Source organism: Corallococcus silvisoli (genome assembly GCF_009909145.1).
Lineage (GTDB): Bacteria > Myxococcota > Myxococcia > Myxococcales > Myxococcaceae > Corallococcus > Corallococcus silvisoli.
This window is the reverse complement of record NZ_JAAAPJ010000006.1, coordinates 329944-354437: the sequence shown is the minus strand read 5'-3', so window position 1 is coordinate 354437 and position 24494 is coordinate 329944. Positions and strand designations below refer to the sequence as shown.

General features: G+C 71.5%; 23 protein-coding genes. 8 read left to right on the top strand and 15 right to left on the bottom strand.

Features of this window, described 5'->3' with window-relative positions; genetic code table 11:
* Positions 1–5 precede the first annotated feature (5 nt).
* The 5 genes from GTY96_RS13125 to GTY96_RS13105 are packed head-to-tail and all read left to right on the top strand — an operon-like array spanning position 6 to position 5330.
* Positions 6–1271 carry a beta-ketoacyl-[acyl-carrier-protein] synthase family protein gene (locus GTY96_RS13125; RefSeq protein WP_235685571.1) on the top strand — a complete coding sequence of 422 codons (1266 nt, stop codon included), beginning with the start codon at positions 6–8 and terminating at the stop codon, positions 1269–1271.
* A complete protein-coding gene (locus GTY96_RS13120; RefSeq protein WP_235685570.1) occupies positions 1268–2014 on the top strand; it encodes an ABC transporter ATP-binding protein in 747 nt (248 codons plus the stop codon). Before GTY96_RS13125 ends, GTY96_RS13120 begins: the two co-directional genes overlap by 4 nt.
* Positions 2011–3237, top strand: a complete 1227-nt coding sequence (locus GTY96_RS13115) for an ABC transporter permease (RefSeq protein WP_143906098.1) — start codon at positions 2011–2013, stop codon at positions 3235–3237. Before GTY96_RS13120 ends, GTY96_RS13115 begins: the two co-directional genes overlap by 4 nt.
* Positions 3238–3256: 19 nt before the next feature.
* Positions 3257–3997 (top strand): outer membrane lipoprotein-sorting protein, encoded by a 741-nt coding sequence (locus GTY96_RS13110; RefSeq protein WP_161664892.1) that lies wholly within the window; start codon positions 3257–3259, stop codon positions 3995–3997.
* A 4-nt stretch (positions 3998–4001) separates the two neighbouring features.
* A complete protein-coding gene (locus tag GTY96_RS13105) occupies positions 4002–5330 on the top strand; it encodes a hypothetical protein (RefSeq protein ID WP_235685569.1) in 1329 nt (442 codons plus the stop codon).
* Positions 5331–5438: 108 nt separating this feature from the next.
* On the opposite strand, the gene GTY96_RS13100 is transcribed toward GTY96_RS13105, so the two are convergent.
* The 3 genes from GTY96_RS13100 to GTY96_RS13090 form a co-directional block, all read right to left on the bottom strand.
* Positions 5439–6380: a hypothetical protein gene (locus GTY96_RS13100; protein ID WP_161664891.1), complete on the bottom strand. Its 942-nt coding sequence runs from the start codon at positions 6378–6380 to the stop codon at positions 5439–5441.
* Positions 6381–6574: 194 nt separating this feature from the next.
* Complete coding sequence (locus tag GTY96_RS13095) at positions 6575–8143, bottom strand: ATP-binding protein (RefSeq protein ID WP_235685568.1); 1569 nt, start codon at positions 8141–8143, stop codon at positions 6575–6577.
* Between the two features lie 206 nt (positions 8144–8349).
* The gene (locus tag GTY96_RS13090) at positions 8350–11382 is read right to left on the bottom strand and encodes a TonB family protein (protein WP_235685567.1); all 3033 of its coding nucleotides are present in this window, start codon (positions 11380–11382) and stop codon (positions 8350–8352) included.
* Positions 11383–11737: 355 nt separating this feature from the next.
* Here GTY96_RS13090 and GTY96_RS13085 point away from each other — a divergent pair, with 355 nt between their 5' ends.
* Entirely contained in the window at positions 11738–12154 is a 417-nt protein-coding gene (locus GTY96_RS13085) for a hypothetical protein (protein ID WP_143906104.1), read from the top strand.
* 22 nt (positions 12155–12176) lie between these two features.
* On the opposite strand, the gene GTY96_RS13080 is transcribed toward GTY96_RS13085, so the two are convergent.
* From GTY96_RS13080 to GTY96_RS13040, 9 genes are all read right to left on the bottom strand, one after another.
* Entirely contained in the window at positions 12177–12551 is a 375-nt protein-coding gene (locus GTY96_RS13080) for a helix-turn-helix transcriptional regulator (protein ID WP_167497754.1), read from the bottom strand.
* Between the two features lie 341 nt (positions 12552–12892).
* A complete protein-coding gene (locus GTY96_RS13075) occupies positions 12893–13501 on the bottom strand; it encodes a putative glycolipid-binding domain-containing protein (protein ID WP_143906109.1) in 609 nt (202 codons plus the stop codon).
* Between the two features lie 57 nt (positions 13502–13558).
* On the bottom strand, positions 13559–14380 hold the full coding sequence (locus tag GTY96_RS13070; protein WP_235685566.1) for a hypothetical protein: 822 nt from the start codon (positions 14378–14380) through the stop codon (positions 13559–13561).
* On the bottom strand, positions 14340–14759 hold the full coding sequence (locus tag GTY96_RS13065) for a hypothetical protein (protein ID WP_255442733.1): 420 nt from the start codon (positions 14757–14759) through the stop codon (positions 14340–14342). The genes GTY96_RS13070 and GTY96_RS13065 overlap by 41 nt, the downstream gene beginning before the upstream one ends.
* Positions 14760–14889: 130 nt before the next feature.
* Positions 14890–16017 (bottom strand): metallophosphoesterase, encoded by a 1128-nt coding sequence (locus tag GTY96_RS13060; RefSeq protein WP_143906598.1) that lies wholly within the window; start codon positions 16015–16017, stop codon positions 14890–14892.
* A 306-nt stretch (positions 16018–16323) separates the two neighbouring features.
* Positions 16324–18678: an adventurous gliding motility protein AgmC gene (gene agmC / locus GTY96_RS13055; RefSeq protein ID WP_161664890.1), complete on the bottom strand. Its 2355-nt coding sequence runs from the start codon at positions 18676–18678 to the stop codon at positions 16324–16326.
* Positions 18679–18729: 51 nt separating this feature from the next.
* Positions 18730–19230, bottom strand: a complete 501-nt coding sequence (locus tag GTY96_RS13050; RefSeq protein ID WP_143906113.1) for a hypothetical protein — start codon at positions 19228–19230, stop codon at positions 18730–18732.
* Between the two features lie 15 nt (positions 19231–19245).
* Positions 19246–19749, bottom strand: a complete 504-nt coding sequence (locus GTY96_RS13045; RefSeq protein ID WP_143906115.1) for a cupin domain-containing protein — start codon at positions 19747–19749, stop codon at positions 19246–19248.
* Positions 19746–20525 (bottom strand): class I SAM-dependent methyltransferase, encoded by a 780-nt coding sequence (locus GTY96_RS13040; protein ID WP_143906117.1) that lies wholly within the window; start codon positions 20523–20525, stop codon positions 19746–19748. The genes GTY96_RS13045 and GTY96_RS13040 overlap by 4 nt, the downstream gene beginning before the upstream one ends.
* A gap of 96 nt (positions 20526–20621) precedes the next feature.
* Here GTY96_RS13040 and GTY96_RS13035 point away from each other — a divergent pair, with 96 nt between their 5' ends.
* Together GTY96_RS13035 and GTY96_RS13030 are read left to right on the top strand one after the other, a co-directional pair.
* The gene (locus GTY96_RS13035; protein WP_161664889.1) at positions 20622–21938 is read left to right on the top strand and encodes a citrate synthase family protein; all 1317 of its coding nucleotides are present in this window, start codon (positions 20622–20624) and stop codon (positions 21936–21938) included.
* 93 nt (positions 21939–22031) lie between these two features.
* Complete coding sequence (locus tag GTY96_RS13030; RefSeq protein WP_255442734.1) at positions 22032–22319, top strand: hypothetical protein; 288 nt, start codon at positions 22032–22034, stop codon at positions 22317–22319.
* A 69-nt stretch (positions 22320–22388) separates the two neighbouring features.
* Here GTY96_RS13030 and ychF read toward each other — a convergent pair whose 3' ends face one another.
* The 3 genes from ychF to GTY96_RS13015 all read right to left on the bottom strand — a co-directional run bounded on the left by ychF (position 22389) and on the right by GTY96_RS13015 (position 24465).
* Complete coding sequence (gene ychF / locus GTY96_RS13025; RefSeq protein WP_161664888.1) at positions 22389–23498, bottom strand: redox-regulated ATPase YchF; 1110 nt, start codon at positions 23496–23498, stop codon at positions 22389–22391.
* A 48-nt stretch (positions 23499–23546) separates the two neighbouring features.
* Positions 23547–24095, bottom strand: a complete 549-nt coding sequence (gene atpF, locus GTY96_RS13020; protein ID WP_161664887.1) for a F0F1 ATP synthase subunit B — start codon at positions 24093–24095, stop codon at positions 23547–23549.
* A 139-nt stretch (positions 24096–24234) separates the two neighbouring features.
* Positions 24235–24465: an ATP synthase F0 subunit C gene (locus tag GTY96_RS13015; RefSeq protein ID WP_014400382.1), complete on the bottom strand. Its 231-nt coding sequence runs from the start codon at positions 24463–24465 to the stop codon at positions 24235–24237.
* Positions 24466–24494: the final 29 nt, after the last annotated feature.

Below are 24494 nucleotides of genomic sequence, written 5' to 3'. Positions count from 1 at the left end.
AGACGATGAATGGCTCCACGCGGAGGATGGGGGACGCAGGGCAGACGCGGATTGTCATCACGGGCATGGGGGCGGTGTCGCCCTACGGAGCGGGTGCCCCGGCCCTGCTGAGCGCGCTCGCGGAGGGGCGCGGCGCCATCCGCCCCATCGAGGACTTCGATGCGTCCGGGTGCGCGTGCAAGCAGGGGGCGCGGGTGCCCCAGGGGAGCCTCGCGGCGCTGACAGGCTCCAACAACCTCCGGCGCGCGCCCCGGGCCACGCAGTTCACGATGCTCGCCACCGAGGAGGCGCTCCAGGGCGCGGGGTACGGCCCGTCCACGTGGGACTCGGAGCGGGTGGGCGTGTTCCTGGGCACGTACCGGGCGATGACCGAGGTCAGCCAGGACATCTGGCATCGCATCATCACGAGCGAGCCCCGCTTCGTCCAACCGCTGCTGTTCCAGGAGACGGTGACGAACGCGGTGGCGAGCGCCCTCAGCATCCGCTGGGGCTGGCACGGCACCAACTACGCCATCAGCGCGGGAAGCGCGTGCGGGTTCCAGGTGCTCGCCCTGGCGGCGCGCGCGCTGAGGAGCGGGAGGGCCGACGCCATCATCGCGGGCACGTTCGACCTCTTCACCGAGGCCACCCACTACGACATGGACGACATCGGCATGTTGAGCGACGCCAACGTGAGCCGCCCGTTCGACTCGCGGAGGGATGGCCACATCCTGGGCGAAGGAGCCGGGGTGGTGGTGCTCGAGACGCTCGCGTCCGCGAGGGCGCGAGGAGCCACCGTCCTCGCGGAGCTGGCGGGGCTGGGCGTGGCGCATGACGGGCATGCCTTCGCCCACCACCACCCCGAGGGCCGGGGGCTCGCCTCCGCGATGGAGCAGGCGCTCCGGGAAGCGGCCTCATCCCCCGGGGACGTGGGCTATATCGCCGCCGCGAGCAACTCCACGCAGTCGCTGGACCGGGCGGAGGTGGCCGCGCTCCGGACGGTGCTGGGCCCGGCGGCGAGCACCATCCCCATCAGCAGCCTCAAGGCGCTCACCGGCGAGGCGGAGTCCGCCAGCGACATGTTCAACCTGCTGGCCTGCGTCGGCGCGGTCCGGGGCGGTGGGTTGCCCGTCCAGGCGGGCACCGACCAGCCGGAGTTCGAGCTGAACCTGGTGCGACAGCCCCAGGCACACCCGCCGGTCCGTGCGGCACTGGCGCATTCCTATTCGTTCGGAGGCAACGCCGGCGCGGCGTTGATCCGGGCCATCCAGCCGATGGAAGAACTGACATGAGCCACTCGAATCAGGCCGCGGACACCGCGGGCATGGCGACGAGCACGGCGGGGGCGGAGGTGCTCCTGTCCTTGAGCGACATCAAACGGGACTACGTGCTGGGAGAGACGAAGGTCCAGGCGTTGAAGGGCGTGTCCCTGCGCATCCACCGGGGCGAGTTCGTGGCCATCTGGGGCCCCTCCGGCAGCGGCAAGTCCAGCCTGATGAACATCCTGGGGCTGGTGGACGCGCCCTCCTCCGGGGAGGTGACGCTGGAGGGTCTTCCCGTCAGCCACCTGTCGGACGACGCGCTGGCGGACCTGCGCAGCCGGAAGATTGGCTTCGTCTTCCAGAGCTTCAACCTCATCCCCGTGCTCAGCGCGCTGGAGAACGTCATGGTGCCGCTGCAAATCCAGGGCGTGGCCGACCCGAAGGCGCGCGAGCGGGCCACCCAGGCGCTCAAGGACGTGGGGCTGGAGGGCCAGCTCCACGCGCGCCCCGACAAGATGAGCGGCGGCCAGCGCCAGCGCGTGGCGATTGCCCGCGCGCTGGTCACCTCGCCCTCCATCGTCGTGGCGGATGAGCCCACGGCCAACCTGGACTCCGAGAACAGCGTCATGGTGGTCGAGCTCATGCGCGAGCTCAACCGCACCCGGCGCGTCACCTTCATCTTCACCACCCACGACCCGCGTCTGCTGGAGCTGGTCGACCGCAAGCTCCTGCTCAAGGACGGCCTGCTCCGCACGGACGAGGGTCTTCGATGAACTACTTCACCATCGGCTTCCGAAACCTCCTGAAGAACCGCCGTCGGAGCCTCGCCACCCTCATCTCCGTGGGGTTCGGCTTCGCCTCCATCAGCCTCTTCGCGGGATACATCCACAACGTGTATGCGGGGCTGGCCCGGCAGGCCATCCAGGGAGAGCTGCTGGGGCACCTGACCGTGATGAAGAGCGGCCTGCGCACCGAGGGCAGGCTCCACCCGGCCCGATACATGTTCACGAAGGAGGACCTGGCGCGGGCGGTGCCCATCCTCCAGCAATACCCGCACACGGTGCTCGTCACGCCCCGCATGTCCCTCAGCGGCATCGTGTCCAACGGCACGGCGTCCACCATCTTCGTCGGCGAGGGACTGGTGCCCGAGGACGTGAAGAAGCTCCAGGGGGACTTCCAGCGCAAGCTCGCGGGGGACCTCAAGGCGGACAACCCCATCGGCGTGGCGACGGCGGAGGACCTCGGGAAGATCCTCGACCTGAAACCGGGGGACTCGGCCTCCCTGCTGGTCAGCACCGTGACGGGTCAGGCCAACGCGCTGGACGTGGACATCGTGGATTCGTTCAACACGGGCAACGCCGGCACCAATGACAAGTTCGTGTACCTGCCCTTCGACCTGGCGAAGTCGCTGTATGACTTCGATGGCGCCGAGCGACTCATCGTCCTGTTGAACGACAAGGAGCTCACGGAGCAGGCCCGGACGGACCTCACGGCCCGGCTCAAGCAAGCGGGCTTCGACGTGGAGATCAAGACGTGGCTGGAGCTTTCGAGCTTCTACTCCCAGGTGAAGCGGATGTTCGACATGATCTTCGCCTTCATCTTCAGCAACGTCTTCATCGTGGTCATCATGAGCATCGTGAACTCCATGACCATGACGGTGGTGGAGCGGACGCGGGAGATCGGCACCTTGCGGTCGATGGGCCTGCGCGGCTCGGGCATCCTCCGGCTCTTCACCACGGAGGCCTTCGTCCTGGTGGTGATTGGCTGCACCGCGGGAGTGCTCTTCACGTTGCTGGTGCGCCTGGTCATCAACAGCGCGGGCATCACCTATACGCCTCCGAACTCCTCCAACGTGGTCAAGCTCATGGTCGACCTCGACGTGCCCCGGATGGTGAGGGCGTTCCTCATGCTCTCGGTCCTGGGAGTCACCGCGGCCTTCTTCCCGGCGCGCAAGGCCTCCCGCAAGCCCATCATCGACACGTTGGGCCATGTCTGAGCGCACGAGGGAGGCCATCATGAAGAACACCTTGTTTCTCATCGTCGGGCTGGTGCTGTCGGCGGGGTCCGCGCGGGCGGCGACGCCGGATGCCATGGACATCCTCAAGGCCTCGGACCGGGCGCGGGGAGGCGGCCTCCCTGGCATCCGCTGGACGGTCCGAATCGTGTCGGTCAGCGGCTCGGACGCGGAGCCCGAGCGGGTGCTCACGCTGAAGGCCACCGCCACCTCGAGCCTCGCGGAGACCCGCGAGCCGGTGCGGTTCAAGGGCTCCAAGCTGTTGCAGGTGGACCGGAACATGTGGATGAGCCGGCCGGGCCTCCGCAAGCCCATTCCCATCTCCCCCCGCCAGAAGCTCTCCGGGCAGGCCTCGCAGGGCGACATCGCCTCCACCCACTACGCCGTCGACTATCAGGGGAAGCTGCTGCGCGAGGAGGAGGTGCTCGGCGAAGCCACGTATGTGTTGGAGCTGACGGCCATCAACAAGTTCTGCACCTATGACCGCATCACCTACTGGGTCTCCAAGGAACGGATGGTGGGGGTGAAGGCGGACTTCATCTCGCTCTCCGGCAAGCGGCTGAAGTCCGCCACCTTCGAGTATGGCAATCAGCTCTCCCACGAAGGGAAGACGTTCCCCTTCGTGAGCAAGATGACCCTCAAGGACGCGCTCACGTCCGCCGAGACGACGCTGGTGTACTCGGACGTGCAGGTGACGGAGCTGGCCCGCGCCGAGTTCGACGTCAACCGCCTGGGGAACTGAGCCGATGCGAGCGCGGCGAATCGCGGAGACCGCCACGTCGGGCCTGCCGCTGCTGGCGGCCTTGCTGGCGGGATGGGGGGCACCGGCCGCAGCCGGCGGCTTCCAGTCCCTTCAGGAGAAGACCACCTACAGCCTCCAGGTCCTCGCCCATGACACCGAGCGAGGACTCCAGGAGGACAGCCTCCTCAACCCGGGGAACCGCATCGCCCGTCTTCCTGGGGGGCAGACGGAGGTGGAGCCCCGGTTGGATTTGAAGCTCACCACGGAGGCGGTGGTGCTGAGCGTGAAGCCGCGGGCCCGCTTCGAGTGGCGGCGCTTTGAAGACGACGGGCCGGAGACGCGGCTCGATGCCTGGGTGAACCAGTGGTCCCTGACGGCCTACCCGCACCAGGAGCTCGCCGTGTCGGTGGGCAGGGACCTCCTCACCTGGGGGCCCTCCAACTTCCGCTCTCCCAGCAACCCCATCTACTTCGAGAACGGGCGGAACAACCCCATCCGGGAGTTGCTCGGAGTGGACGTGGCCCAGGTGGCCTGGTCCCCCGCGCCGGAGCTGTCCCTGACGCTGATGCACGTCTTCGGCGACGGGCGGGGCGACTGGCAGTGGGAGAAGGACGAGGGCTTCCAGGCGCTGTCGCTGCTGAAGGTGGACTTCACCGCGGATGTCTATGTCGCGAGCGTGAATGCCTCGAAGCGGTGGTCCGACGAGCATCCGCGTTTCGGAGCGTTCGGACAGGCCACCGTCAGCGAGGCGCTGCTCGTCTATGTGGAGGCCGGGCTGCGGCAGGGGACGTCCGCGCTGTACCCGGAGACGCTGCCGACCCCGGTGGGAGGGGCGTTCGTGCCCCGACATGCCGGAGACCCGCGGCTGTTCTATTCCGCGCTCGTCGGTGGAGGCTACACGCTGGACTCGGGCCACACCGTCTATCTGGAGTACCTGACCAACAACGAAGGCTACCGGTGGGCGGACGGCGTGCGGTACTTCGACATCGCCGCCAGCGCTTCGGATTCACTGGCCTCCCATTCCCCTGACTCGGCGCTCGCGGGCCAGACGTTGGGGGCCGCGCTCGGCAACGGGCTGGCGCTTCAGGGGCGCCACTACCTGTTCCTCCAGGTGCAGAACAACCCGACCGACAGCGGGCCCACCTGGCAGCTGCGCTACTCCCTCAACCTGGTGGATGGCAGCGGACAGGCGTCCGCGTATGTCGAGTGGAGCGTGCTGCCCCGACTGGCGCTCTTCGGGGTGGGCGTCATCAACCACGGCAGCAACCGCACCGAGTTCCACTCCCTGCTGAGCCAGTCCCTCCTGGTGGGAGCCAAGGGCTACGTCTTCTAGGGCATGGGCCGTCCTGCTCGTCGGCGACCGCGAGCTGCCCGAGGGCCCGGGCGGGTCGAGGAAGCGACCCGCCAGGTCGATCTCCGGTCTGGAGCGCAGGGACAGCCCCTAATTGCAGGCGCCGCAGTCCGCCGCGCAGCTGTCGGGCGTGTTGCCCGTGCCGCACTTCTCCGTCAGCTGGCACACGCCGTCGCCGCAGCGGTAGATGTCCTGGGGCAGCATGCGCGTGGTGATGGGGCGGTAGTTCACGCCGTTGTACGTGCAGCGCGTGTAGTACGTCCGCGTGGCGTCCAGCGTGCAGTAGTACCGGCACGCGCCCACGTGCTTCATCGGCGCGCACGTCGTCGTCTCACTCCAGGACGACAGGCCGCACGTGCGCACCGTGCTCTCGTCGTAGCTCAGGTACGCGCCGTCATTGGCCGCGAACGTGCCCTCGCCCGTGAAGAGATTGCCAAAGAAACACGCCTCGCGCTCCGCGTAGGTGTTCAGCTCGTCCGTCGAATACGGCATCTCCCCGCCCACCGCGTCGCGTCCCAGGACGGAGATGTTCACGTGCACGCCGTACTTGTTCGCGTGCGCCGCCAGGCAGGCGCTCACCACCTGCTGCTCCGCCAGCGTCGCGGGCTGCCCTCCTGCCCACCCTGGCGCCAATCCCAGACTCCCGTGCCACGTGTAGTTCGTGCCGGCCGGCGATTGGTACGACAGCGTGGCCCCCGCCGCCATCGAACACTGCACCACGTAGCGCATCACCATGTCCGCCAAAGCGGGGTCCTGCGTGAACCATGTCTGGAAGCCATTCGTCGACAAGCCATTCGTCGACAGGCCATTCGTCGACAGGCCATTCGTCGACAGGCCATTCGTCGACAAGCCATTCGTCGACAGGCCATTCGTCGACAGGCCATTGGTGGAGACCAACCCCTCCGCGGACCGCCCCAGGGAGACGTCCTCCTCTGTTGCTGGCGCGCCACAACCCACCAGCGCCGCGGCGAGCCACAGCGCCGCCCAGGAAGGAGAACGAAACAAGGAGATACGTGGGGGAATGAGGTGCATGAGGACTGCCTCCGCGTGGGTGGCCGCGCGAGCCGCACGGCCTGATCAATCGGTAAACGCACTCCAACGAGACGAGCAGGTCTCCTGCCCCCGCGGCCCATCCCCTTCGGTCGTTCGCACAACACGCGCGGCGTGTGGCGGCGGACGCTCCCTCGTTCACCGCATGGCGGCGAACGGTCACCCCTTCCAAAAGATCAGGCGGTTCGAGTGCGACCCCTGCCTGACTTCACCTTCGCCTTCGGACGCGGCGGACGAGGCAGCAGCACCGTGAACGTCGTGCCGTCCTTCTCCGATGACGTCACCTCCACCAGCCCGCCGTGCGACTGGACGATCTCCTTCACGATGAACAATCCCAGCCCCAGCCCGCCGTTGCGGCGGCGCCCGTGCTCGCGCTCACCCTCGCCCTGGCGGAACGGGTCGAACAGGCGTTCGCGCAGCTCCTCCGGGATGGGCGTGCCGGGGTTCTGCACCTCCACCACCTGATGGTCTCCCTTCGCGAAGCAGCGCAGGAACACCGGCGCCTCCGCGCTGCCGTGCTCCAGCGCGTTGCCCACCAGGTTGGACAACACCTGCGCCAGCCGCTCCGCGTCCCACTCACCCTCCGCCTTGCCGTCCACGTCCACCGCGATGGCGCGGTCCGGGTACGCGGCCGAGAGCTCGTCCACCACCTGCTTGCACACCGCCCCCAGGTCCGTGGGGCCCTTGCGCAGCGGAATGCCGCCGGCCAGCCGGGCGCGCGTCAAATCCAGCAGGTCCGCGATCATGTTCCCCATGCGCGTCGCGGAGGACTCGATGCGCTGCGCGTGCTGGCGGTGCTGCTCGGTGGTGCACTCCAGCGGCCCCCGGCGCTTCTGCGCCCGCGCCGACAGCACGATGGCGTTGAGCGGGTTGCGCAGGTCATGGCCCAGGATGCCGATGAAGCGCTCGCGGAAGCGCGCCTCCTCCACCATCGTCTCCATCTGCCGGGTGCGCTCGGTGACATCCATCATCGAGCCAATCATCCGCACCGGCCGCCCCTCGTCGTCGCGCGCCAGCACGCCCCGGTCCAGCACGTGCGCCCAGCTGCCGTCCGCGCGCTGGAAGCGGTACTCCTCGTTCCACACGTCGCCGGTGGACGCGACGAACTCCATCAGCTGGTCCACGACCCGGTAGCGGTCGTCCTCGTGCACCCGCTCGCCCCACCAGCCCAGGTTGTGCTCCAGCACGGACGTGGCGTGACCGAACGCATCCCCCGTGCCCGGGTCCCACCGCACGCGGTCCGTGGCGAAGTGCCAGTCCCACAGCACGTCGTGCGTGGCCCGCGTCGCCAGCCGGTAGCGCTCCTCCGCCTCGCGCAGCGCCCCCACCGTCTGCTCCGCCCGCGCCAGCGCCTGCTCCACCTCGTGCCGCGCCGCCCGCTCACGCTCCGCCTGCTGCGCGTCCGCCGCCTGGCCTTCGTCGCGCGGGAGCAGCCACAACACCAGCCCGTCACCGTGGCGCACCACCACCGCCTGCCGCCGCGCCGCGTCCCCCGGCAACAGCCCCACGTGCGGCACGCCGCGCATCAGCACCCGCGCGAACGCCGCCACGTCGAACAGCGCGGTGCCCTCCCGCATCCACAGGGACAGGTGACGGCCCAACTCCAGCGAACGCACCCACCCCTCCGCGGGGACGTTCATGGACGTCCAGCGAAAGTCGAGCACCTCACCCGTCTCCCCGTGCAATGGCTCGAGGAGGATGCAGGGAGTCTCATTGTCGGCGGGCAGTTCCCACGCGGGGGCCATGCCCGGGCCCCAAGACAAACCCATCATCGTGCTCCCCCCGACGCTTCGGCCTGTCCCCCACCTTTCAACTCGGTGGCGGGCAGGCTGGAAAAACCCGCGTCTCCAGGAATACTGACACAATTGACCCCGGGTGGATCGGCCCCCCAGGGCAGGGAGCACGAAAAACTGCTCAGCGCTGAGCACTCCGGTTGTCCCTGGGGGAGGGGTCAGTACCTGCCCTTGATGCCAATGATGGGCAGGGCGATGGGCAGCCCCACGGGGCTCTTGGAGAGGGGTTGGCGGCTGTAGCCGCCGCCCTGGTATTCGAAGCCCAGGGTCTCCGTGTTGAGGGTGACGTTGAGCATGTCCAGGTACGCCTCCAGGCTGAAGGTCTCGTAGGCCCAGGCCTTGGACACGCGCACGTCGAAGCGGAAGAAGGGGGGCAGGCGGTCCACGCGATCCCTGTCCACCTGCACCCAGGTGGGGCGGCCGTCGGTGTCGGTGCCCTCGCGGTGCGTCTGGCTTCCCAGGCTGCCGTATTCGGGGCGTCCGGTGTTGAAGTGGAGCACGCCCCCCAGGGTGACGTTGTTGGAGAACTTGTGGCTGACCACCAGGTTCAGGATGTGTGTCTGGTCGAAGGCGAAGGGCAGGTCGGCCTGGGCCTCGGAGGAGACCCGCCCCAAGGAGTCATGGCGGTAGAAGGTGGTGCGCCGGGTGCTGCGCTGGAGGCTGTAGGAGAGCCAGCCGAACCAGTTGTTCCCCAGCGGGTAGCGGATGAGCAATTCCAACCCATACGCCAGCCCATGGCTCTGGAAGTCCGGCAGGTCCCAGCCGTCGCGGTTGCCGGACGGGGTGTCCACGCTGATCCGCCGCGCGCCCACCCGGCGGAAGCCGCTGCCGGTGGGGGCTTCTCCAGGTTGGGTCGGCGGCGTGTCCGGGCCGCCGCCGGTGCCCAGGTCGTCGCCCAGGCCCTCGTCGGAGAAGGGCGTGAGCTCGATGGTGCGCAGCATGGGGTTCACATAGACATCCAGCCCCACCTCCCACTTGTCGAAGGCCTTCCACTCCACGCCCGTGGACAGCTGCACGCCCTCCTGGAGGCCCAACATCAGACTGCCCACGTCCACCACCGGCAGGCTGATGAGGGTGGTGGGTGGCTGGTGGAAGATGCCGGCGCCGCCCTTGAGCGTCACGGTGTCGGTGAGCCTGCGGCGCACGGTGAGGCGCGGCTCGATGACCTTGTGGTCGAACCCGCCGGACAGGTGGTAGCTGTCCAGGCGCAGCCCGGGCACCACCGTCCACCGGTCATCGGGCGTCCACACACCCTCCGCGTACACGCCGGCGAAGGTGGCCAGCGCCACCGGCACGCGGACGGAGTCCTCCGGCACCTCCTGGCCGTTCTCCACCCGGAGCACGTCCACGATGGCGCGCTTGTGGTCCACGTCCGCGCCCGCGCGCAGGAGCAGCCGCGCATCCAATGGCACGCTGTAGCCCACGCGCCCGGAGAAGGTGCCCTGGTCGATGTGGATCTCGTTCCCGCTGTCCGGCCCGCGCGACACCACGGAGAAGCGGTCCAGGCCCCACGTGCCGCCGACCTCGACTTCACCCTTCCCCAGCGGATGCCGGCCGCGCAGGTCCACGCGGTGGAAGAGGATGGACTGGAGCGCGGTGTCCCCCAGCGCGTCCTGCGCCTGGGAGCCGAAGGTGTCCGACGAGCCAAAGGCAAACAACCGCAGCTTGCCCTGGCCCACGTCCTGCTCCACGCGGCCCTGGTAATCCCAGAAGTCGAGCACCACCTTTGGATTGGTGCGCCCGGGCGGCGCCGGGTCCTGGAGCTGGTTGGCCGCCAGCGCGATGAGCCACGGTGTATAGGAATAGCGGCCCGCGAGGCTGACGTTGGTGCCGGTGGACTTGAAAGGCGTTTCGACGAAGAAGCCCGCGTTGATGAAGTCCGCGTACGCGCTGCCGTGCACGCGGTCGTCGCGCGGCCGGGTGAGGCGCCCGTCGATGGCGCCGCCCATCAGCCGGCCGTACTGCGGCGGCGGGGAGCCCGGATAGAAGTCGATGGCGTCCAGGAAGTCCGGGTGGATGACCGCGGGCCCCAGGAACAGGTGGAAGAGGATGGGGATGCGGATGCCGTCCAGGAAGTAGCCCGTGGACGCGGGCTGGCTGCCGCGCACCACCGGGTAGGCCACGCCGGACAGCATGCTGCCCACGCCCGGCAGCAGCATCACCACGCGGAAGGGGTCGCCCATGGTGCCGGGCACCTCCCGCAGCTCCGCGTCATGCAGCGTGATGCGGCTGACCTCCGTGCGCTCCCGGTCGCCCCGCACCACCGTCTCGTAGGGGTTCACCACGAGCGGCTCCAGGCCGTAGACGACCTCCAGCGACTCGGTGCCCTTCAAGGCCTCGCGGAACAGGCCGGGCTTGTGGCCCTGGGCGAACACCCGCACCGCCTGGCCGCCCGTGGGGAAGCGCGCCACGAAGCGGCCCTGCTCATCCGTCTGCACCGGCGAGTCCGGCGCCGCGTCCGACACCAGCGTGGCGCCGATGAGCGGCTTGCGGTTGCCCTTCTCGCGCACCAGCCCCTGGAGCGTGATGGGCCCCTGGGGCGCGGGCGTGCCCCCGTCCGCGCCGGTGGCCACCGGGACGGGCGCCTCGAAGCGGTACTCGAAGAACAGGCGCACCGCGACGGGCCGGCCCTCCATCCGCGCCGGGGAGAAGCGCAGCGAGGGCGCCGCGTGCAGCGCGGCCTCGTCGAGCAGCGGGTGCACGCCCTCCACCAGCGTGGCGGTGTCCACCTCGCCCGCCTCGTCCACCAGCAGCTCCAGCTTCACCGTGCCCGCCACGCCCTCGCCCACGAGCCGGGGCGGGTACGGCGCGGGCGAGTCCCGCACCAGCGCGGGCGGCGCGAAGGCGGCCGTCGCGGGCCCGCCGTCCGGGGATGCGCCGGCCTCCACCGCCCAGCCCGCGTCGGTGCGCTGGAGGTCCGCCTCGGTGGCGGTGCCGCCCACGCCCCCGTCCCACGCGGGGTCCCCCTGCGTCCACGGCGCGTCCGTCCCCCTGGGGGCGGAGTCCGGAGTGACGTCCTCCCGGGTGACGGGCAGGCCCGCGTCGCCCGGCAGCTCGCCGACAGGGGCCGCCGCGCGGGCCTCCGGCGCCTGCGCGCGCGCGGGGAGCGGAGGCCCCAGCAGGACCCCCAGCCCCCACCCCACCGCCAGCGCGGCACGGCGCCAGGTCGTGCTCCTCGTCGCGACGGTCATGGGCGGTGGCGTTCGTCCAAGGCGGGTCCCAGCCAGCATCCATGAGGCCAGGGGATGTCCGCCCTGACAAGCACCCCCCGTGGCGTCGTGGCGACACCGCCGCCCGCACGCCACCCGGACCGCGCGCCTTTTCCGCTGCCGGACACTCCCCTCCCCGGTGCCGTCGGGCCGTGGATGCCCCTCCCCGTCCCCGGGACAGGGCGCCCCATTTCAGATCCATCCCCACCTTCCAGGAAGTCGCCCTTTCCCATTTCCCGGACGCCATGGAACGCCCCTGCCACTCCACGCCGCTGCCCTGCGCCAGCACCGTGGACCGGGTGCGCGCGGGGTTCCTCCATGCTCCGCGAGCCCGCTCATGATTCCCCCGCCGTCCCTGCGCTACCTTCCCCATGGCCTGTTCGCGTCCCTGCTGCTGGGCATGGTGTTGATGCCGCTGCTGTTCCCGCCCTCGCTGGCGCGGGCGGGGAGCGAAGGGCCGGACACGTTCATCGACGAGGGGCCGCCGGGCGCCACGCCGTCGCGGGAGGCCACCTTCGTCTTCACCGCCACGACGCTGAAGCCCGTGTTCTGGTGCTCGCTGGACAGCAGCCTCTTCATCCCCTGCGAGTCCCCGTGGCGCCTCAAGGACCTGTCCCCCGGCGAGCACACCTTGGACGTGTACGCGGTGGACGTGAACACCGCGCGCCGAGACCCCACCCCTTCCGGCTGGGTGTGGCGGGTGACGGAGCGCCGCCAGGACACGCCCCGGACTCCCGCCTCCGCGCCCCCCTGAAAGGCCGGGGCGCCCGGGCGGCCTACCGGCGCGTGGGCAGGATGGCGCTGGCCACCAGGCTCATCAGCTTGAGCTGGGGGCGCGGCAGCCGGCGCACGGCGCGCAGCAGGCGGCGCATCTCCGGCAGGTCATCCTTGTCCGTGGAGTCCTCCTCCCACAGCCCCGCGCCCGCCGCAGCGGCCACGGCCAGCCCCAGCGACGCGTCCGCGGACAGCTGCAACGCCAGGCACAGCCGGAACAGCGTGGGGACGCTGGGCATCATCTTGCCGCGCTCCAGCCGGCCGTAGACCTCCGACGCGATGCCGACGCGGTCCGCAACGTCCGCCTGCGTCAACCCGGCCCGCAGCCGCGCGGCCCGGGCCGCCGCGCCCACGCTGACCGCCAGCTTGCGCTCCAACTGCCGCCGCGACAGCGCGGCCGCCGACGCGGGCGCCACACGGCGCTTCTTCCGGACGCGGCCGGGAGCAAGAGGACCTCGGGGGTGGGTTTTCACCACATCAACCTTGCACGTGACGTCCGGTGGGGTGGCCCACGGCCCCTCCACCGCCGGAACGGTTCGCGGGTCGTTATAACCCGCCACGTCACTCGGGCCCATCCCTATATGACAGGTTGTCTTGCGATGCCCCGGGCACCGGAGGGTTCCTCTCCAGGCCCCCGGGTCCTACATGAAACGACATGAATTGCCGCGGGGGTCCGTGAGGGATTGTCCGCGCGCGGAGGCCTGGGGTTGCGCCGGGCTCAACCCTCCGAGGCGGCGACGCGCTCCCAGCCATCCGGGTAGTGCGTGACCAACCCCAGGGCGTCGGTGTCCACCTCCGCGACGAAGGCGCCGCCCGCGCTCTCGTAGCGGTAGCGGGTGGTGGACAGCCGGGTGTAGCGCTGCTCCAGCCGCTCCAGGGACAGGGCCGGCAGGCGCACCCACGCGGCCGTCACGTCGCGGGCCTGCCCCACCTCCAGCCCCAGCCGGCGCACCGGCAGGGTGTTGGTGGCGGGCGTGACGCTCAGGTCCACGTCCACGCAGCCGCGCAGCTCGGGCAGCTCGCGTCCGTCGCGCCACCAGCGCTGGTGGTCGTCCACCTGGAGCACCAGCGTGCGCCGCGTGCCGCCCTGGTGCAGGGACAGGCGCGCCTCGCGCGTGTTCCAGTCCGGGTCGCACGCCACCGTGTAGCGCACGAGCAGCGGCAGGCCCTCGCTCACCAGCACCACCGTGCCCGCGAGCAGCGGGCCTTCGGCGGACTCCCACAGCTCGCAGTGCTCGGTGCCGGGGGACTCCAGGCGCCGCCAGGTCACGACCTGGACGCAGCGACCCTCGGGCGTGCCGCCGGACCGGGAGGCGGGCGCCGTCATCGCGGGGACCCCCGCGGGAGGGGCCTCCGGGGGCCCGCCGTCACCGCGCGGCCTCCCTCACGGCGCGCCCCGTCCGGCGTAGAGGCTGTCCAGCGCCTCGTCCAGCAGGCACAGGGCGGCGTCGCTCCAGCCGCGCAGCCGCTGCTGGGGCGTGGGGCGGCCCACGTGGGGGATGAGCTGCGCGTCGGCGGCGTCCTCGATGAACTGCGCCTGCTGCTCCGGGTTCAGCTCCGCCCACCGCCGGTGGCCCACGGCCTTGCGCCAGTCGTAGCCGTCGCCCAGGTACTGCGCCGCGAGCGCGCCGCTCAGGTAGCCCGTGCCGCCGTGCTGGTGCTGCCACACGTGCGTCAGCTCGTGCACCAGCAGCCGGAAGCCCACCGCGCCGTAGCCGGGGGGCACGTAGAGGATGTCGCCGTGGGCGAACGCGCGGCCCGGCAGGCCCAGCACGCCCAGCGCCCCCTCCTTCACGCGCACGCAGCCGTAGTCCACGCTGTCGCCGAAGATGGGGCGCAGCCGCGCCACCTCCGCGTCCGTCAGCACGCGGCCCACCGGCTCCAGGCCGGCCACCACCTGCACGGCGCTGAGCACGCGCCCGCCCAACATCAGCACCAGGTCCACCGGCACCTGCGCCACGCGGAACAGGCCGCGCTTGAGCTGCGGCAGCCCTTCGCGGGAACGCCCCTTCGCGCAGCGGGCCATGCCGCCCGCCAGCAGCATCAGCGCCAGGTACGCACCGCGCGCGGCGCCCGCGGACGCCCCGGCGATGCCGGTGAACAGCCCGTGGCCGGCGTCCGCGACCCGCTCGGTCAGCGGCGCGAGCCGGCCCTCACGGCGGGTGTCACGGACGGCTTGCGGATTCAGCGAGGTGGGAGACCCCAAGGACCCTCTCCAGGAGCGATCGCAACTCACCGGAGCGCCAGGGCCGGCCAAGTGCGAAGTGGGTGTGGCTCGCGGTCCGGAACGTGGCGCTCGCTTCGGGACGGAAACCGGAGGACAGGAGGATGCGCGGACCGTGGAAGCCCCGGTCCACCAGACGGCAGAGGAAGTCGCTCACGACGCGGCGATCCGCGTCGAGGTCCAGCACCAGCCCGTCCACCGCCACGCCCAGGTCCAACCGCCGGTCCGCCGACGTCGCGCCCAGCGCCGTCACCACCCGGCACCTCAGCCCCACCTCCCGAGCCACCGCCAACCGCACCACGGGCGACTCGGAGACCACCAGCAGCGCCGGCGCCGAAGCGGGGGTCCGGACCGCCGCCACCGGAGTGACCCCTCCGCGCCGCGCACCCGTCACCGCGGGCGCCGTGGGACGGCTGAAGGCGAATTCCGGGACTAGGAGGGAAGACGGTGCAATGGCCACGTGCCCATAATAAGCAGCTAGAACGGAAATATCAATCTTGGCTTGAATCACCGCCAGCCCGGGGAGCGGCCACGAGGGTGAGGGCGGCGATCTCCGGGGCGGGCCCCAGGCGCAGCGGGGGGCCCCAGTAGCCGGTGCCCCGGTGCGTATAGACCCGGGTGCCCGCGACGGTGGCCAGGCCCTTCACGACGGGCTGCTGGAGCTTCACGAAGAACATGAAGGGGAAGATCTGCCCGCCGTGGGTGTGGCCGGACAGCTGGAGGTCCACGCGCAGGCCCTCCAGGGACAGGGCGGTGCGCGGCTGGTGGGCCAGCAGCAGGCGGGGCACGTCCGCGGGGGCGCCGGCGAGCGCCAGGTCGGGGCGGCTCTCCAGCGGAGGATCGATGTGGCCCGCGTCGTGGTCGGTGACGCCCGCGACGACGAGCCGCGCGCCGCCGCGCTCCACCACGCGGTGCTCGTTGGTGAGGACGGTGATGCCCAGCCGGGCGACCTCCGCCATCCAGGCGCGGGCGCCGTGATAGAACTCGTGGTTTCCGGTGACGTAGTAGACGCCCAGCGGGGCCCGGAGCTCCGAGAGCGGCGTCATCTGGTCGCGCAGCTGCTCCACGGCGCCGTCCACCAGGTCGCCGGTGATGGCGACGACGTCTGGCTTCAGCGCGTTCACCTGCTCCACCACGCGGCGCAGCCAGACGCCGTCCAGGGTGGGGCCCACGTGGACGTCGGACAGCTGCACGACGCGGAGGCCCTCCAGGCCCGGGCCCAGGTCCCGGATGGGCACGGTGGTGCGCTCCACGCGGGCCCTGCCGCGCGCGGTGACGAAGGCGAAGGCCACCGCGGGCGCGACGGTGCCCAGCACGGCCGCCGCGCGACCGCGGGCCAGGGCGTGCATGTCGGTGACGGCGCCGGAGACGGACAGCACCGCGCCCACGACGTCCGACGCCAGCACGGCGGTCAGGAGCATGCCGAAGGTGCCCAGCCAGAGGTAGGCGGCCCACTGAATGACGCGGGTGAAGCCGGTGGCCTCGCGGCGCGAGGCGCGAAAGCCGGCCAGCAGGACGAGGTAGCAGGCGCCCAGGAGTCCCCACCCCAGGGCGGCCCAGGGGGCGGGCCACGCCGGGGCGGTGAAGAGGCGCAGGCCGATGTAGACGTGCAGGGCCATGGGCAGGCCCAGCCCCAGGAGCAGGGCCAGCCCCCACCGCGAGCGTGGAGCACCGGAGGAACGCCGCGCCCGCCGCGAGGGGGCTTCACCCGAGGACACATCCGTCGTCACGCGCACCACCCTGTCGCCCCGGGAACCGGGACGCCTTCGAGCGCGGGAAGATAACGGGGCCCCTCGGGCCGCGCCCGGCAACCCCTCCGGAGGCCCCGCGGCTCGCGGGCTCCACGGCGTGCCCCCCAGGCCCGGGCCGAGGACGCGCCAGGGCGGCCTGGGGGGCAGCGGCCCGGGCGCCGGGCCTTCCGAGGATCAGCCCCGGGCGCGGCGGCGCGTCAGGACCGCGAGTCCCACCAGGGCCCACAGGGCCAGCATCCCCGCGGGCGCCGTGCCACAGCCGCACCCCACGTCCAGGTTGGTGGGACCGCGCACCTGGAAGCCCACCTCCGGTGAGCGCAGGCCCGCCTCGCCCTCGGCCGTCACGACCTGCGCGACGACCTGGTGCGCGCCGGACGCGAGCGCCTTGTCCGCGCCCACCTCGTGGCGGAAGACGCCCTCGTCGTCCGCGGTGACGGTGGCCAGCGCGGTGCCATCCAGCACCACCCGGACGGACGTGCCGGGCAGCGCCACGCCCACGAACGTGAACGTCGGATCCACGCTCGCGTCCTGCGCGGGCACCACCATCAGGGGCACCGCGGGATCCACCGAGCCCGCGTCGCTGCCGCCCTCCGTCCCACCGTCCGCGCCGGGCACCACCACCTCGAAGCCCACGGCGTCGGAGTACAGCCCGTCCTCACCCTTCTCGTTGTGCGCGTGCACGGTGACCTTGTGCACGCCCACCGCCAGCGGCGCCGACGCCGGCACCTGGTAGCGGAAGCGTCCCAGCAGGTCCACCGGCACGACGCGATCCGGCCCATCGTCGATGACGACCCCCACGGTGACGCCGTTGGACGTCGTCCCGGCGAACAGCGGGGTGGGGCTCACGGTGTCCCCATTCGAGGGCACCACCAGCACGGCCATCTGCACGACGCCGCCGTCCGCCAGCACCACCGGGGATGAGCTGAAGCGCACCGGATCAGACCCCGGGCTGGCCACGCCGAAGCCCTCCGCCCAGGCGACCGCGACGTGCTCGCCTGCCGCCAGCGGCGAGGGGGTGTTCAGCACGAAGCGGCCGTCCGTCCCCGGCACCGACGCGCCGATCTCCCGTCCATCCACGACGATGTGCACGACGGGCCCGTTCGTTCCCGCGATCCCCTCGAAGCGGGGGCGCGTGGTGGTGGACGCCGTGCCCGACACGGGCGCGGTGATGGTGGGCGTGGACGGCAGCTGGAAGGCGTAGTCCAGCACCTGCACCGTCCCCGCCGAAGGGCCCTCGCCCGTGGAGACCGGCCCCGCGCCGTGCGAACCCGCGCCCGGGTAGCTGGACGTGCCCGGGCTCCCCGCGTTCACGGACGGCGCGCAGTCGAGCTGCTTGCCCTGGACCAGCACGCGGCCACCCGCGCCACCGCCGCCCGGCCCCTGGGGCACCTTGTCCAGCTTCGCGTCACCGCCCGCGCCGCCCGCCGCCACCAACGCGCCGCAGGACACGGACTCCACCGCGCGCAGCGTCACCACCCCGCCCCCGCCGCCGCCCCCCGCCCCCGCGTAGCCGAGCGAGGCCGCCGCCGCCGCGCCAGAGGCGCTGAAGAGGCCCTTGCCCTCGAACGCGGTGGCCCGGATGAACACCACGCCGCCGCCGGCGCCACCACTGGAGCCGGTGGACTCGGCGCCCTGGCCCGAGCCACCGCCACCGCCGAACATGAACCGGTCGAAGATGAGGTAGTTCAGCGCCGTCCCGCCCTGCCCTCCCTCCACGCGCGGCCCGTCCCCGGCCGACGTGTCGCCCCCATTGCCGCCCACGCCCCCGTGCCCGCCCCCGCCACCTCCCGCGGCGTCGCAGTTGCCTCCGCCCCCGCCGTTGGCGAGGTTGCCGCGCCCGGTGATGAGGCCCTTCTGCGACGCGACGCCCGCCACGCCCTCCCCGCGCATGGAGCCGCCCGCGCTCTTCGTCAGCTCCAGCCCGGTGCAGGCCTTCTGGCCGACGGTGCCCACCGCGAAGCCGCCGCCTGGAAAGCCCGCGCCGTCCGCGTCGATGGAGCCATTGTTGACGACCTTGCCGGACACCAGCATCGCGAGGATGCCGCCGGACTTGCCGGTCCACGGCGACGCCGTGAGCCGGGCCCCCTCCGGGACGACGACGTCGGAGTACTCGGGCACGCGCAGCACCTGGGCACGGCCCGTGATGTAGGAGTGGCGCAGGGGCGCGGTCAGCGTGATGAGCCCCGCGCTCACCCCCGCCACCCGCGCCAGCTCCCAGTGGCTCGGGTCCGACCGGGTCGCGAGCAACAAGGCCGTGGTGCTCCCCACGTCCGGCACGGTCGGCAGGCCCGTGCTCTGGTGGATCATCAGCAGGTCACCCGCGGAGATCTTGAGGCCAGACGCCGACAGCTCCTTCGCGCCCTCGTCGACGGACTTGCCCAGGGGCGCGGACTCCCCCAGGGTGACGCCCTGGCCGGGGGTGAGGGCCAGCACGCCATCGCGTCCCGTGCCCAGTCCAAAGGAGTCCGGCTCCGCGCGAGCGACCTGCGCCAGGAGCAATCCAACGATGAGGGCCAGGGGGATCCGCATGCCCCCATGGTGCCCCACCGGGCGTCCGGGGTCGAGTGAGGCCCACCCCCTTCAGCGCGGCGTTCCCAGGTCCGCGAGCGCCCGGGCATTGACGGGCGCGAAGAAGGGCTGCCGCGACAGCCGCCCCAGACTCCGGCGCTCCACGCACCAGAGCTGAAGCGAGTCCTCCCACTCCCCCAGCACGGCCACCGCGCGCACGTCGGCCGCGTCCCGGTACAGGTCGTTGAGGTTGTGCACGAGCGCGGGCACGTCCTCCACCTCCCAGCGCTCGGTGACGTCGCCCATCGCGACGTGCAGCTCCAGGGCGGGGCGCTCGCGCACGTCCACGACCTTGAGCCGCCGGGCCGCGCCCCCCATGGCCAGGGTGAGGGGGCCCACCAGCTCATCCGGCCGGACGCCGTACCCCACGGTGAGCCCGCCCACGAGCAAGCCCGCCTCGCACAGGCGCAGCAACGACACGTGGGGAGGCTCGCCCTTGGGCAGCAGCGCGGAGGCCGCGGCGGAGTCCTTGAGCAGCCGCTCGCGGTCGAGCACGTCCAGCAGGGGGGCCATGGGCCGCGCACCCTATCAGGGGGGTTCGCCCTCCCAGTAGTCCACCGCCGCGGCGAGGGGCAGGTAGGCATGCAGCGTGCGCGCGGCCTTGTCCCCTCCGGGCGCGGCGCCCGCGAAGACGCCCACCTTCCTCGAATCCGGATACACGAGCACGTCGGGCGCCTCCATGGTGGAGAAGCACAGGTAGCGCAGCGGCTCCGGCCCGTCGTTGATGAGTTGGTGCGCGCACTCCGCGCCCGGCGGCAGCGCGACGTAGTCACCCGGGCGCACGGGCAACGTCTCCGCGCCCAGGCGCAGCGTCCCCGCGCCGGACAGGACGTAGACGGCCTCCTCGTTGCCCAGGTGGTAGTGCAGGGGCCACGAAGCGCGGCCCGGCGGCACCTCCACCAGGCTGCACCCGAGCTTGCGCCCGTGCGCGGCGGCGCCCAGTTGTTTGCGCTTGAGCGCCACGCGGGTGCCGTGGGCGACGTCGGTCCAGGGCAGGTCGTCCGCGTGGACCAAGTGGGCGGCGGGCTTCACGGGCGCACCCCGACGAGCGCGAACACGCGGTGGGGCACGGACATGGGCTCCTGGGGGAAGCGCTCGGCGAGCAGCGCGGCCAGCGCGGCGTCGAAGCGGGCCACGGCGTCCGGGGGAAGCAGGGCGCCGATCCGCGCGTTGGCGCGCAGGCGTCCGCGCCAGGCCAGGTGCGTGTATGGCGTGGGCGACTCGAAGGTGAACGACGTCAGGTCCTGGAAGCCCGCCACGCCCAGGTCGCGGAACCACTCCGGGTAGAGGCCCACGCCGTGGCCGAAGCGATCCACGTTCAGGTGGGCGCGGGGGCTGAAGTCCTCCATCACCGCTTCGGTGGCCTCCACCACGTTGCCGGGGAGGGCCAGCCAGTCGAAGTAGGCGAGGATCAACCTCCCCCCGGGCTTGAGCAGCCGGAGGACCTCGCGCGCGGCGGCGGCGCGGTCGAACCAGTGCCAGCACTGGCCCGCGAACACGCGGTCGAACGAGCCCGAAGGCAGGCCGGTCTCCTCCGCCCGTCCCTGGAGGAAGTCCACGGTGAGGCCCTCCTCGCGGGCCAGCAGTCCGGCGGATTCCAGTTGCGGAGCGGACACGTCCTGCGCGGTCACCTGAAGGCCGCGCCGCGCGAGTCCCCGGGCGATGGTGCCCGTGCCGGTGCCCAGGTCCAGCGCGCGCAGGCCCGGTGCGATGACCCCATCCCGTTCCAGCCGCGTGAAGAAGGCCTCCGGGAATCCAGCCCGGTATTTCGCGTAGTCCAACGACGTGCGTCCGAAGTCCACTGGCATGGTCGCTCCCCGCTCGAAAGGCCTCCCGTGCGGAGGGTTCAACTCGACAGGATATCCAGTCGAGTCGAGACTCCTGCTCCAGGAGGCACGTGAAGCATGGTGCGTCGTACAGGGGGCCGCTCTCAATCTCGATTCGACCATCCACCTGAGGAGGAGCTGCTGCGCGCGGACGAAGCGGCGGCCCTGCTGGAGGTGAAGCGGGCGACGCTCTACACGTACGTGAGCCGAGGGCTCGTGCGGTGCGTGCCGGAGAAGGGCACGAAGGAGAATCGCTACCTGCGCACGGACGTGGAGCGGCTGAAGACGCGCCACGATGCCCGTGCGGGCCACGCGGCGGTGGCGTCCGGGGCGCTGCGCTGGGGTGAGCCGGTCATCGACTCCTCGGTGTCTCGCATTGGCGAGGAGGGGCTTCAGTACCGGGGCCATGACGCCGTGAGGCTGGCCACCGACGGGCACCTGTTCGAGGACGTCGCGGAGCTGCTGTGGACCGGCCGCCTGCCGCCAGGGCCCACCGCGTGGCCCGCGCCGGAGGCACCTTCGTCGCGAAGCGCTCCCCGGGTCTCTCCCGCCGCGCTCGCGGCGATGTTGCCGCGAGACACGCCGCCCCTGTCCGCGCTGGCGGCGCTGGTGCCCCTGCTGGCGGCCAATGACGCGGGCCGGTTCTCCGCGCCGGTGGAGCAGGACAAGGTCCGCGCCCGCGCGCTCATCCGCCACCTGGGCGCGTGGGTCTGCGTGGCGCAGGCTCCGGAGCGCGTCCTGCTCGCGCTGCGGGAGCCCACGGTGGCCGCGTCGCTGGCCACCGCCTGGGCCGCGAAGTCGAAGCGGGCGCCGGAGCTGATCAACCTGGCGCTGGTGCTCTGCGCGGACCACGAGCTGAACACCTCCACCTTCGCCGCCCGCGTGACGGCCTCCTCGGGAGCGGACCTGTACGCGTGCGTGAGCGCGGCGCTGGCGGCCATCTCCGGCCACCGGCACGGCGGCGCCTGTGACCGCGTGGAGGCGCTGCTCGCGGAGGTGGGGCGCCCCGAGCGCGCCGCGCCCGTGCTCCACGGCCGCTTGCGCCGGGGTGAGGCCGTGACGGGCTTCGGCCACCGCCTCTATTCGCACGGAGACCCCCGCACGCCTCCGCTCATCGAGGCCGCCTTGAGCGTGAAGCCCGAAGCCCTGAAGGTCCGCGTGGCCCGCGCGGTGATGGACACCCTGCGCGACGCCGGCCACCCGCCGCCCTCGGTGGACCTGGGCCTGGTGATGCTGGCGGACGCGCTGGGCCTGCCCCCGGGCGCGGCCACCGTGATGTTCAGCCTGGGCCGCACCGCGGGCTGGGTCGCCCACGTCCTGGAGCAGCGCGACCAGGGCCACCTGCTCCGCCCCCGCGCCCGCTACGTGGATCCCCTCGGGTCGCCCTCACGCTAGCCCCGGAAGCCATGGCGCGCGGCTGTCACCTGCCATGCACGCCGCGCGCATTCCCCGTTGCCCTCCGGCCCGCGATGCGCAGACTGGCGCCCCGTGAGCACCCCACGTCCCAACCTGCCCTATCCCGCCGTGATGCTGCTCGGCAACGTCGCCTTCATCGCGTCGTGGATCGTCATCCTCAAACGCCCCGAAGGCTGGCAGGTCGTGGGCCCGGTGCTGCTCGCCCTCTTCCTCGCGCTGCGCGTGGGCGGCGTGTGGCGCTACGCCCGGAACACCCCGGACCCCACGGGCCGCGCGAAGCGCTCCGCCATCTTCTCCACCGTGCTGGCCCTGCTCGCCGTGGGCCTCTGGGTGTTCACCTGGCTGAGCGGCCCTCGCTAGAAACGAAACGGGCGCCCCTTCCAAAGTGGAAGGCAGCGCCCGTCGCCACCGCGAAAGCGGAAGCCCGCGTCAGACGTTGAAGCGGAAGTGCATGCAGTCGCCGTCCTGCACGACGTACTCCTTGCCTTCCACGCGCAGCAGGCCCTTCTCCTTCACCGCCGCCTCGCTGCCCAGCTTCACCAGGTCCGTCCACCCGAAGACCTCCGCCTTGATGAAGCCGCGCTCGAAGTCGGAGTGGATGACGCCCGCCGCCTGCGGCGCCTTGAAGCCCTTGTGGATGGTCCACGCGCGGCACTCCTGCTCGCCCACCGTGAAGTACGTCCACAGGCCCAGGAGCTTGTAGCCCTCGCGCACCACCTTGTGCAGGCCCGGCTCCGTCAGGCCGGAGTCCGCCAGGAAGCCAGGGCGGTCGGACTCGGGGAGCTGCTGGATTTCAGACTCCAGCGCCGCCGCCAGCACCACCACGCCCGCGCCCTCCTTCGCGGCCATCTCGCGCACCGCCTGCACTCGCGGGTCCGCGTCCTCCTTGCCAATCTGCTTCTCGCTGATGTTGGCCACGTACAGCACGGGCTTGTCCGTCAGCAGGAACAGGTCCTGGATGGCCGCCTTCTCTTCGTCGGTGAGCTTCTGCGCGCGCACCGTGACGCCCTCATCCAGCTTCGCCTTGATGCGCTCCAGGAGGGCGACCTCGGCCTTCGCCTCTTCGCCGGCCTTGCCGCCCACCTTGGTGTTCTTCAGCGAGCGCTCGCGGCGCTTCTCCACGGTCTCCAGGTCCTTGAGGCACAGCTCCGTGTCGACCACGTCCCGGTCCCGCACCGGATTCACGCCGCCCTCGACGTGGGTGACGTTGTCGTCCTCGAAGCAGCGCAGCACGTGGAGCACCGCGTTCACCTGCCGGATGTTCCCCAGGAACTGGTTGCCCAGGCCCTCGCCCTTGGAGGCGCCGCGCACCAGGCCCGCGATGTCCACGAACTCCAGCGAGGTGGGGATCTTCTTCAGCGGCTTGATGAGCGCCGACAGCTGGTCCAGGCGGTCGTCCGGCACCGGCACCACGCCCACGTTCGGCTCGATGGTGCAGAACGGATAGTTCGCCGCCTGCGCGCCCGCGGCGGACAGGGCGTTGAACAGGGTGGACTTGCCCACGTTGGGCAGACCGACGATGCCAATGGAGAGAGCCATGATGGAATCCTGGAACGGGCGGGCGCGGCGGAAGACTCCCGGCCTGGGTTAGGCCGAGCGGCGGGTCGCCGTGGCGCTCGTCGCCCCGGGCAGGCCCTGCACGAACTGCTCGGCCAGGGCGCGGTGCTTCGAGTCGTCCATCCGCTCGTTGATGAGCTTGCCGGCCACTTCCATCGCCAGGTCGACGGCCATGGCGCGGACCTCCGAGATGGCCTTGGCCTTCTGGTCTTCAATCTCGCGGCGGGCGGAGAGCTTCAGCTCCTCGGCCTCCTTGCGGCTCTTGGCCATCAGCTCGTCGCGGAACTTCTCCATGTCCGCGGTGTTGCGGCGCATCATCTCCGCCGCCTCGCGGCGGGCCTCCGCGATGGCCGTCTTCTGGTCGGCGAGCAGCTTCTCCGCCTCGGCGCGCTCACGCTTGGCGCTCTCGATGGCGTTGGAGATCTGCTTCTCGCGCTCCTCCACGAGCGACAGGATGGGCCCCCACGCCTTCGCCCGCAGGACGAGCATGACGATGACGAAGGTGACGATGGTCCAGAAGATGAGGCCCGGACGGACCTCCACGAAGCTGCTGGCGGCGAGGACTGAGGGCAGGAACATGGCGGGTCCCGGATGCAACGGACAGCGAAGGTGAGGTGCGGGAACAACAGGTGAGACAGGTGCGACGGTACCTACAGCCGGAGCGCCGGCGCCCCTTCTTCCCGAAGTGGACGCCGGCTCCCGTGACTGCCAACCCTGCCTAGACCTTGATGGCGAGCAGGATGCAGACGACCAGCGCGAACAGCGTGGCGCCTTCGATGAGCGCCGCGGCGATGATCATCGTGGTGCGGATGTCGCCGCCCGCGGCCGGCTGACGGCCCGTGGCGTCCATGGCGGCGGCGGCCAGCTTGCCGATGCCGAGCGCGGCGCCGATGATGGAGAGACCCGCGCCGATACCGGCGGCGAGGAAGGCAAGAGCGATGTTGGTCATGGGAGCACGTCTTCTTTCGTGAGGCGGGA

Coding starts and splice junctions, on each gene's coding strand:
- GTY96_RS13125 (WP_235685571.1), top strand. CDS start 6: ATGAATGGCTCCACGCGGAGGATGGGGGACGCAGGGCAGACGCGGATT.
- GTY96_RS13120 (WP_235685570.1), top strand. CDS start 1,268: ATGAGCCACTCGAATCAGGCCGCGGACACCGCGGGCATGGCGACGAGC.
- GTY96_RS13115 (WP_143906098.1), top strand. CDS start 2,011: ATGAACTACTTCACCATCGGCTTCCGAAACCTCCTGAAGAACCGCCGT.
- GTY96_RS13110 (WP_161664892.1), top strand. CDS start 3,257: ATGAAGAACACCTTGTTTCTCATCGTCGGGCTGGTGCTGTCGGCGGGG.
- GTY96_RS13105 (WP_235685569.1), top strand. CDS start 4,002: ATGCGAGCGCGGCGAATCGCGGAGACCGCCACGTCGGGCCTGCCGCTG.
- GTY96_RS13100 (WP_161664891.1), bottom strand. CDS start 6,380: ATGCACCTCATTCCCCCACGTATCTCCTTGTTTCGTTCTCCTTCCTGG.
- GTY96_RS13095 (WP_235685568.1), bottom strand. CDS start 8,143: ATGGCCCCCGCGTGGGAACTGCCCGCCGACAATGAGACTCCCTGCATC.
- GTY96_RS13090 (WP_235685567.1), bottom strand. CDS start 11,382: ATGACCGTCGCGACGAGGAGCACGACCTGGCGCCGTGCCGCGCTGGCG.
- GTY96_RS13085 (WP_143906104.1), top strand. CDS start 11,738: ATGATTCCCCCGCCGTCCCTGCGCTACCTTCCCCATGGCCTGTTCGCG.
- GTY96_RS13075 (WP_143906109.1), bottom strand. CDS start 13,501: ATGACGGCGCCCGCCTCCCGGTCCGGCGGCACGCCCGAGGGTCGCTGC.
- GTY96_RS13060 (WP_143906598.1), bottom strand. CDS start 16,017: ATGGCCCTGCACGTCTACATCGGCCTGCGCCTCTTCACCGCCCCGGCG.
- agmC (WP_161664890.1), bottom strand. CDS start 18,678: ATGCGGATCCCCCTGGCCCTCATCGTTGGATTGCTCCTGGCGCAGGTC.
- GTY96_RS13050 (WP_143906113.1), bottom strand. CDS start 19,230: ATGGCCCCCCTGCTGGACGTGCTCGACCGCGAGCGGCTGCTCAAGGAC.
- GTY96_RS13040 (WP_143906117.1), bottom strand. CDS start 20,525: ATGCCAGTGGACTTCGGACGCACGTCGTTGGACTACGCGAAATACCGG.
- GTY96_RS13035 (WP_161664889.1), top strand. CDS start 20,622: ATGGTGCGTCGTACAGGGGGCCGCTCTCAATCTCGATTCGACCATCCA.
- ychF (WP_161664888.1), bottom strand. CDS start 23,498: ATGGCTCTCTCCATTGGCATCGTCGGTCTGCCCAACGTGGGCAAGTCC.
- atpF (WP_161664887.1), bottom strand. CDS start 24,095: ATGTTCCTGCCCTCAGTCCTCGCCGCCAGCAGCTTCGTGGAGGTCCGT.
- GTY96_RS13015 (WP_014400382.1), bottom strand. CDS start 24,465: ATGACCAACATCGCTCTTGCCTTCCTCGCCGCCGGTATCGGCGCGGGT.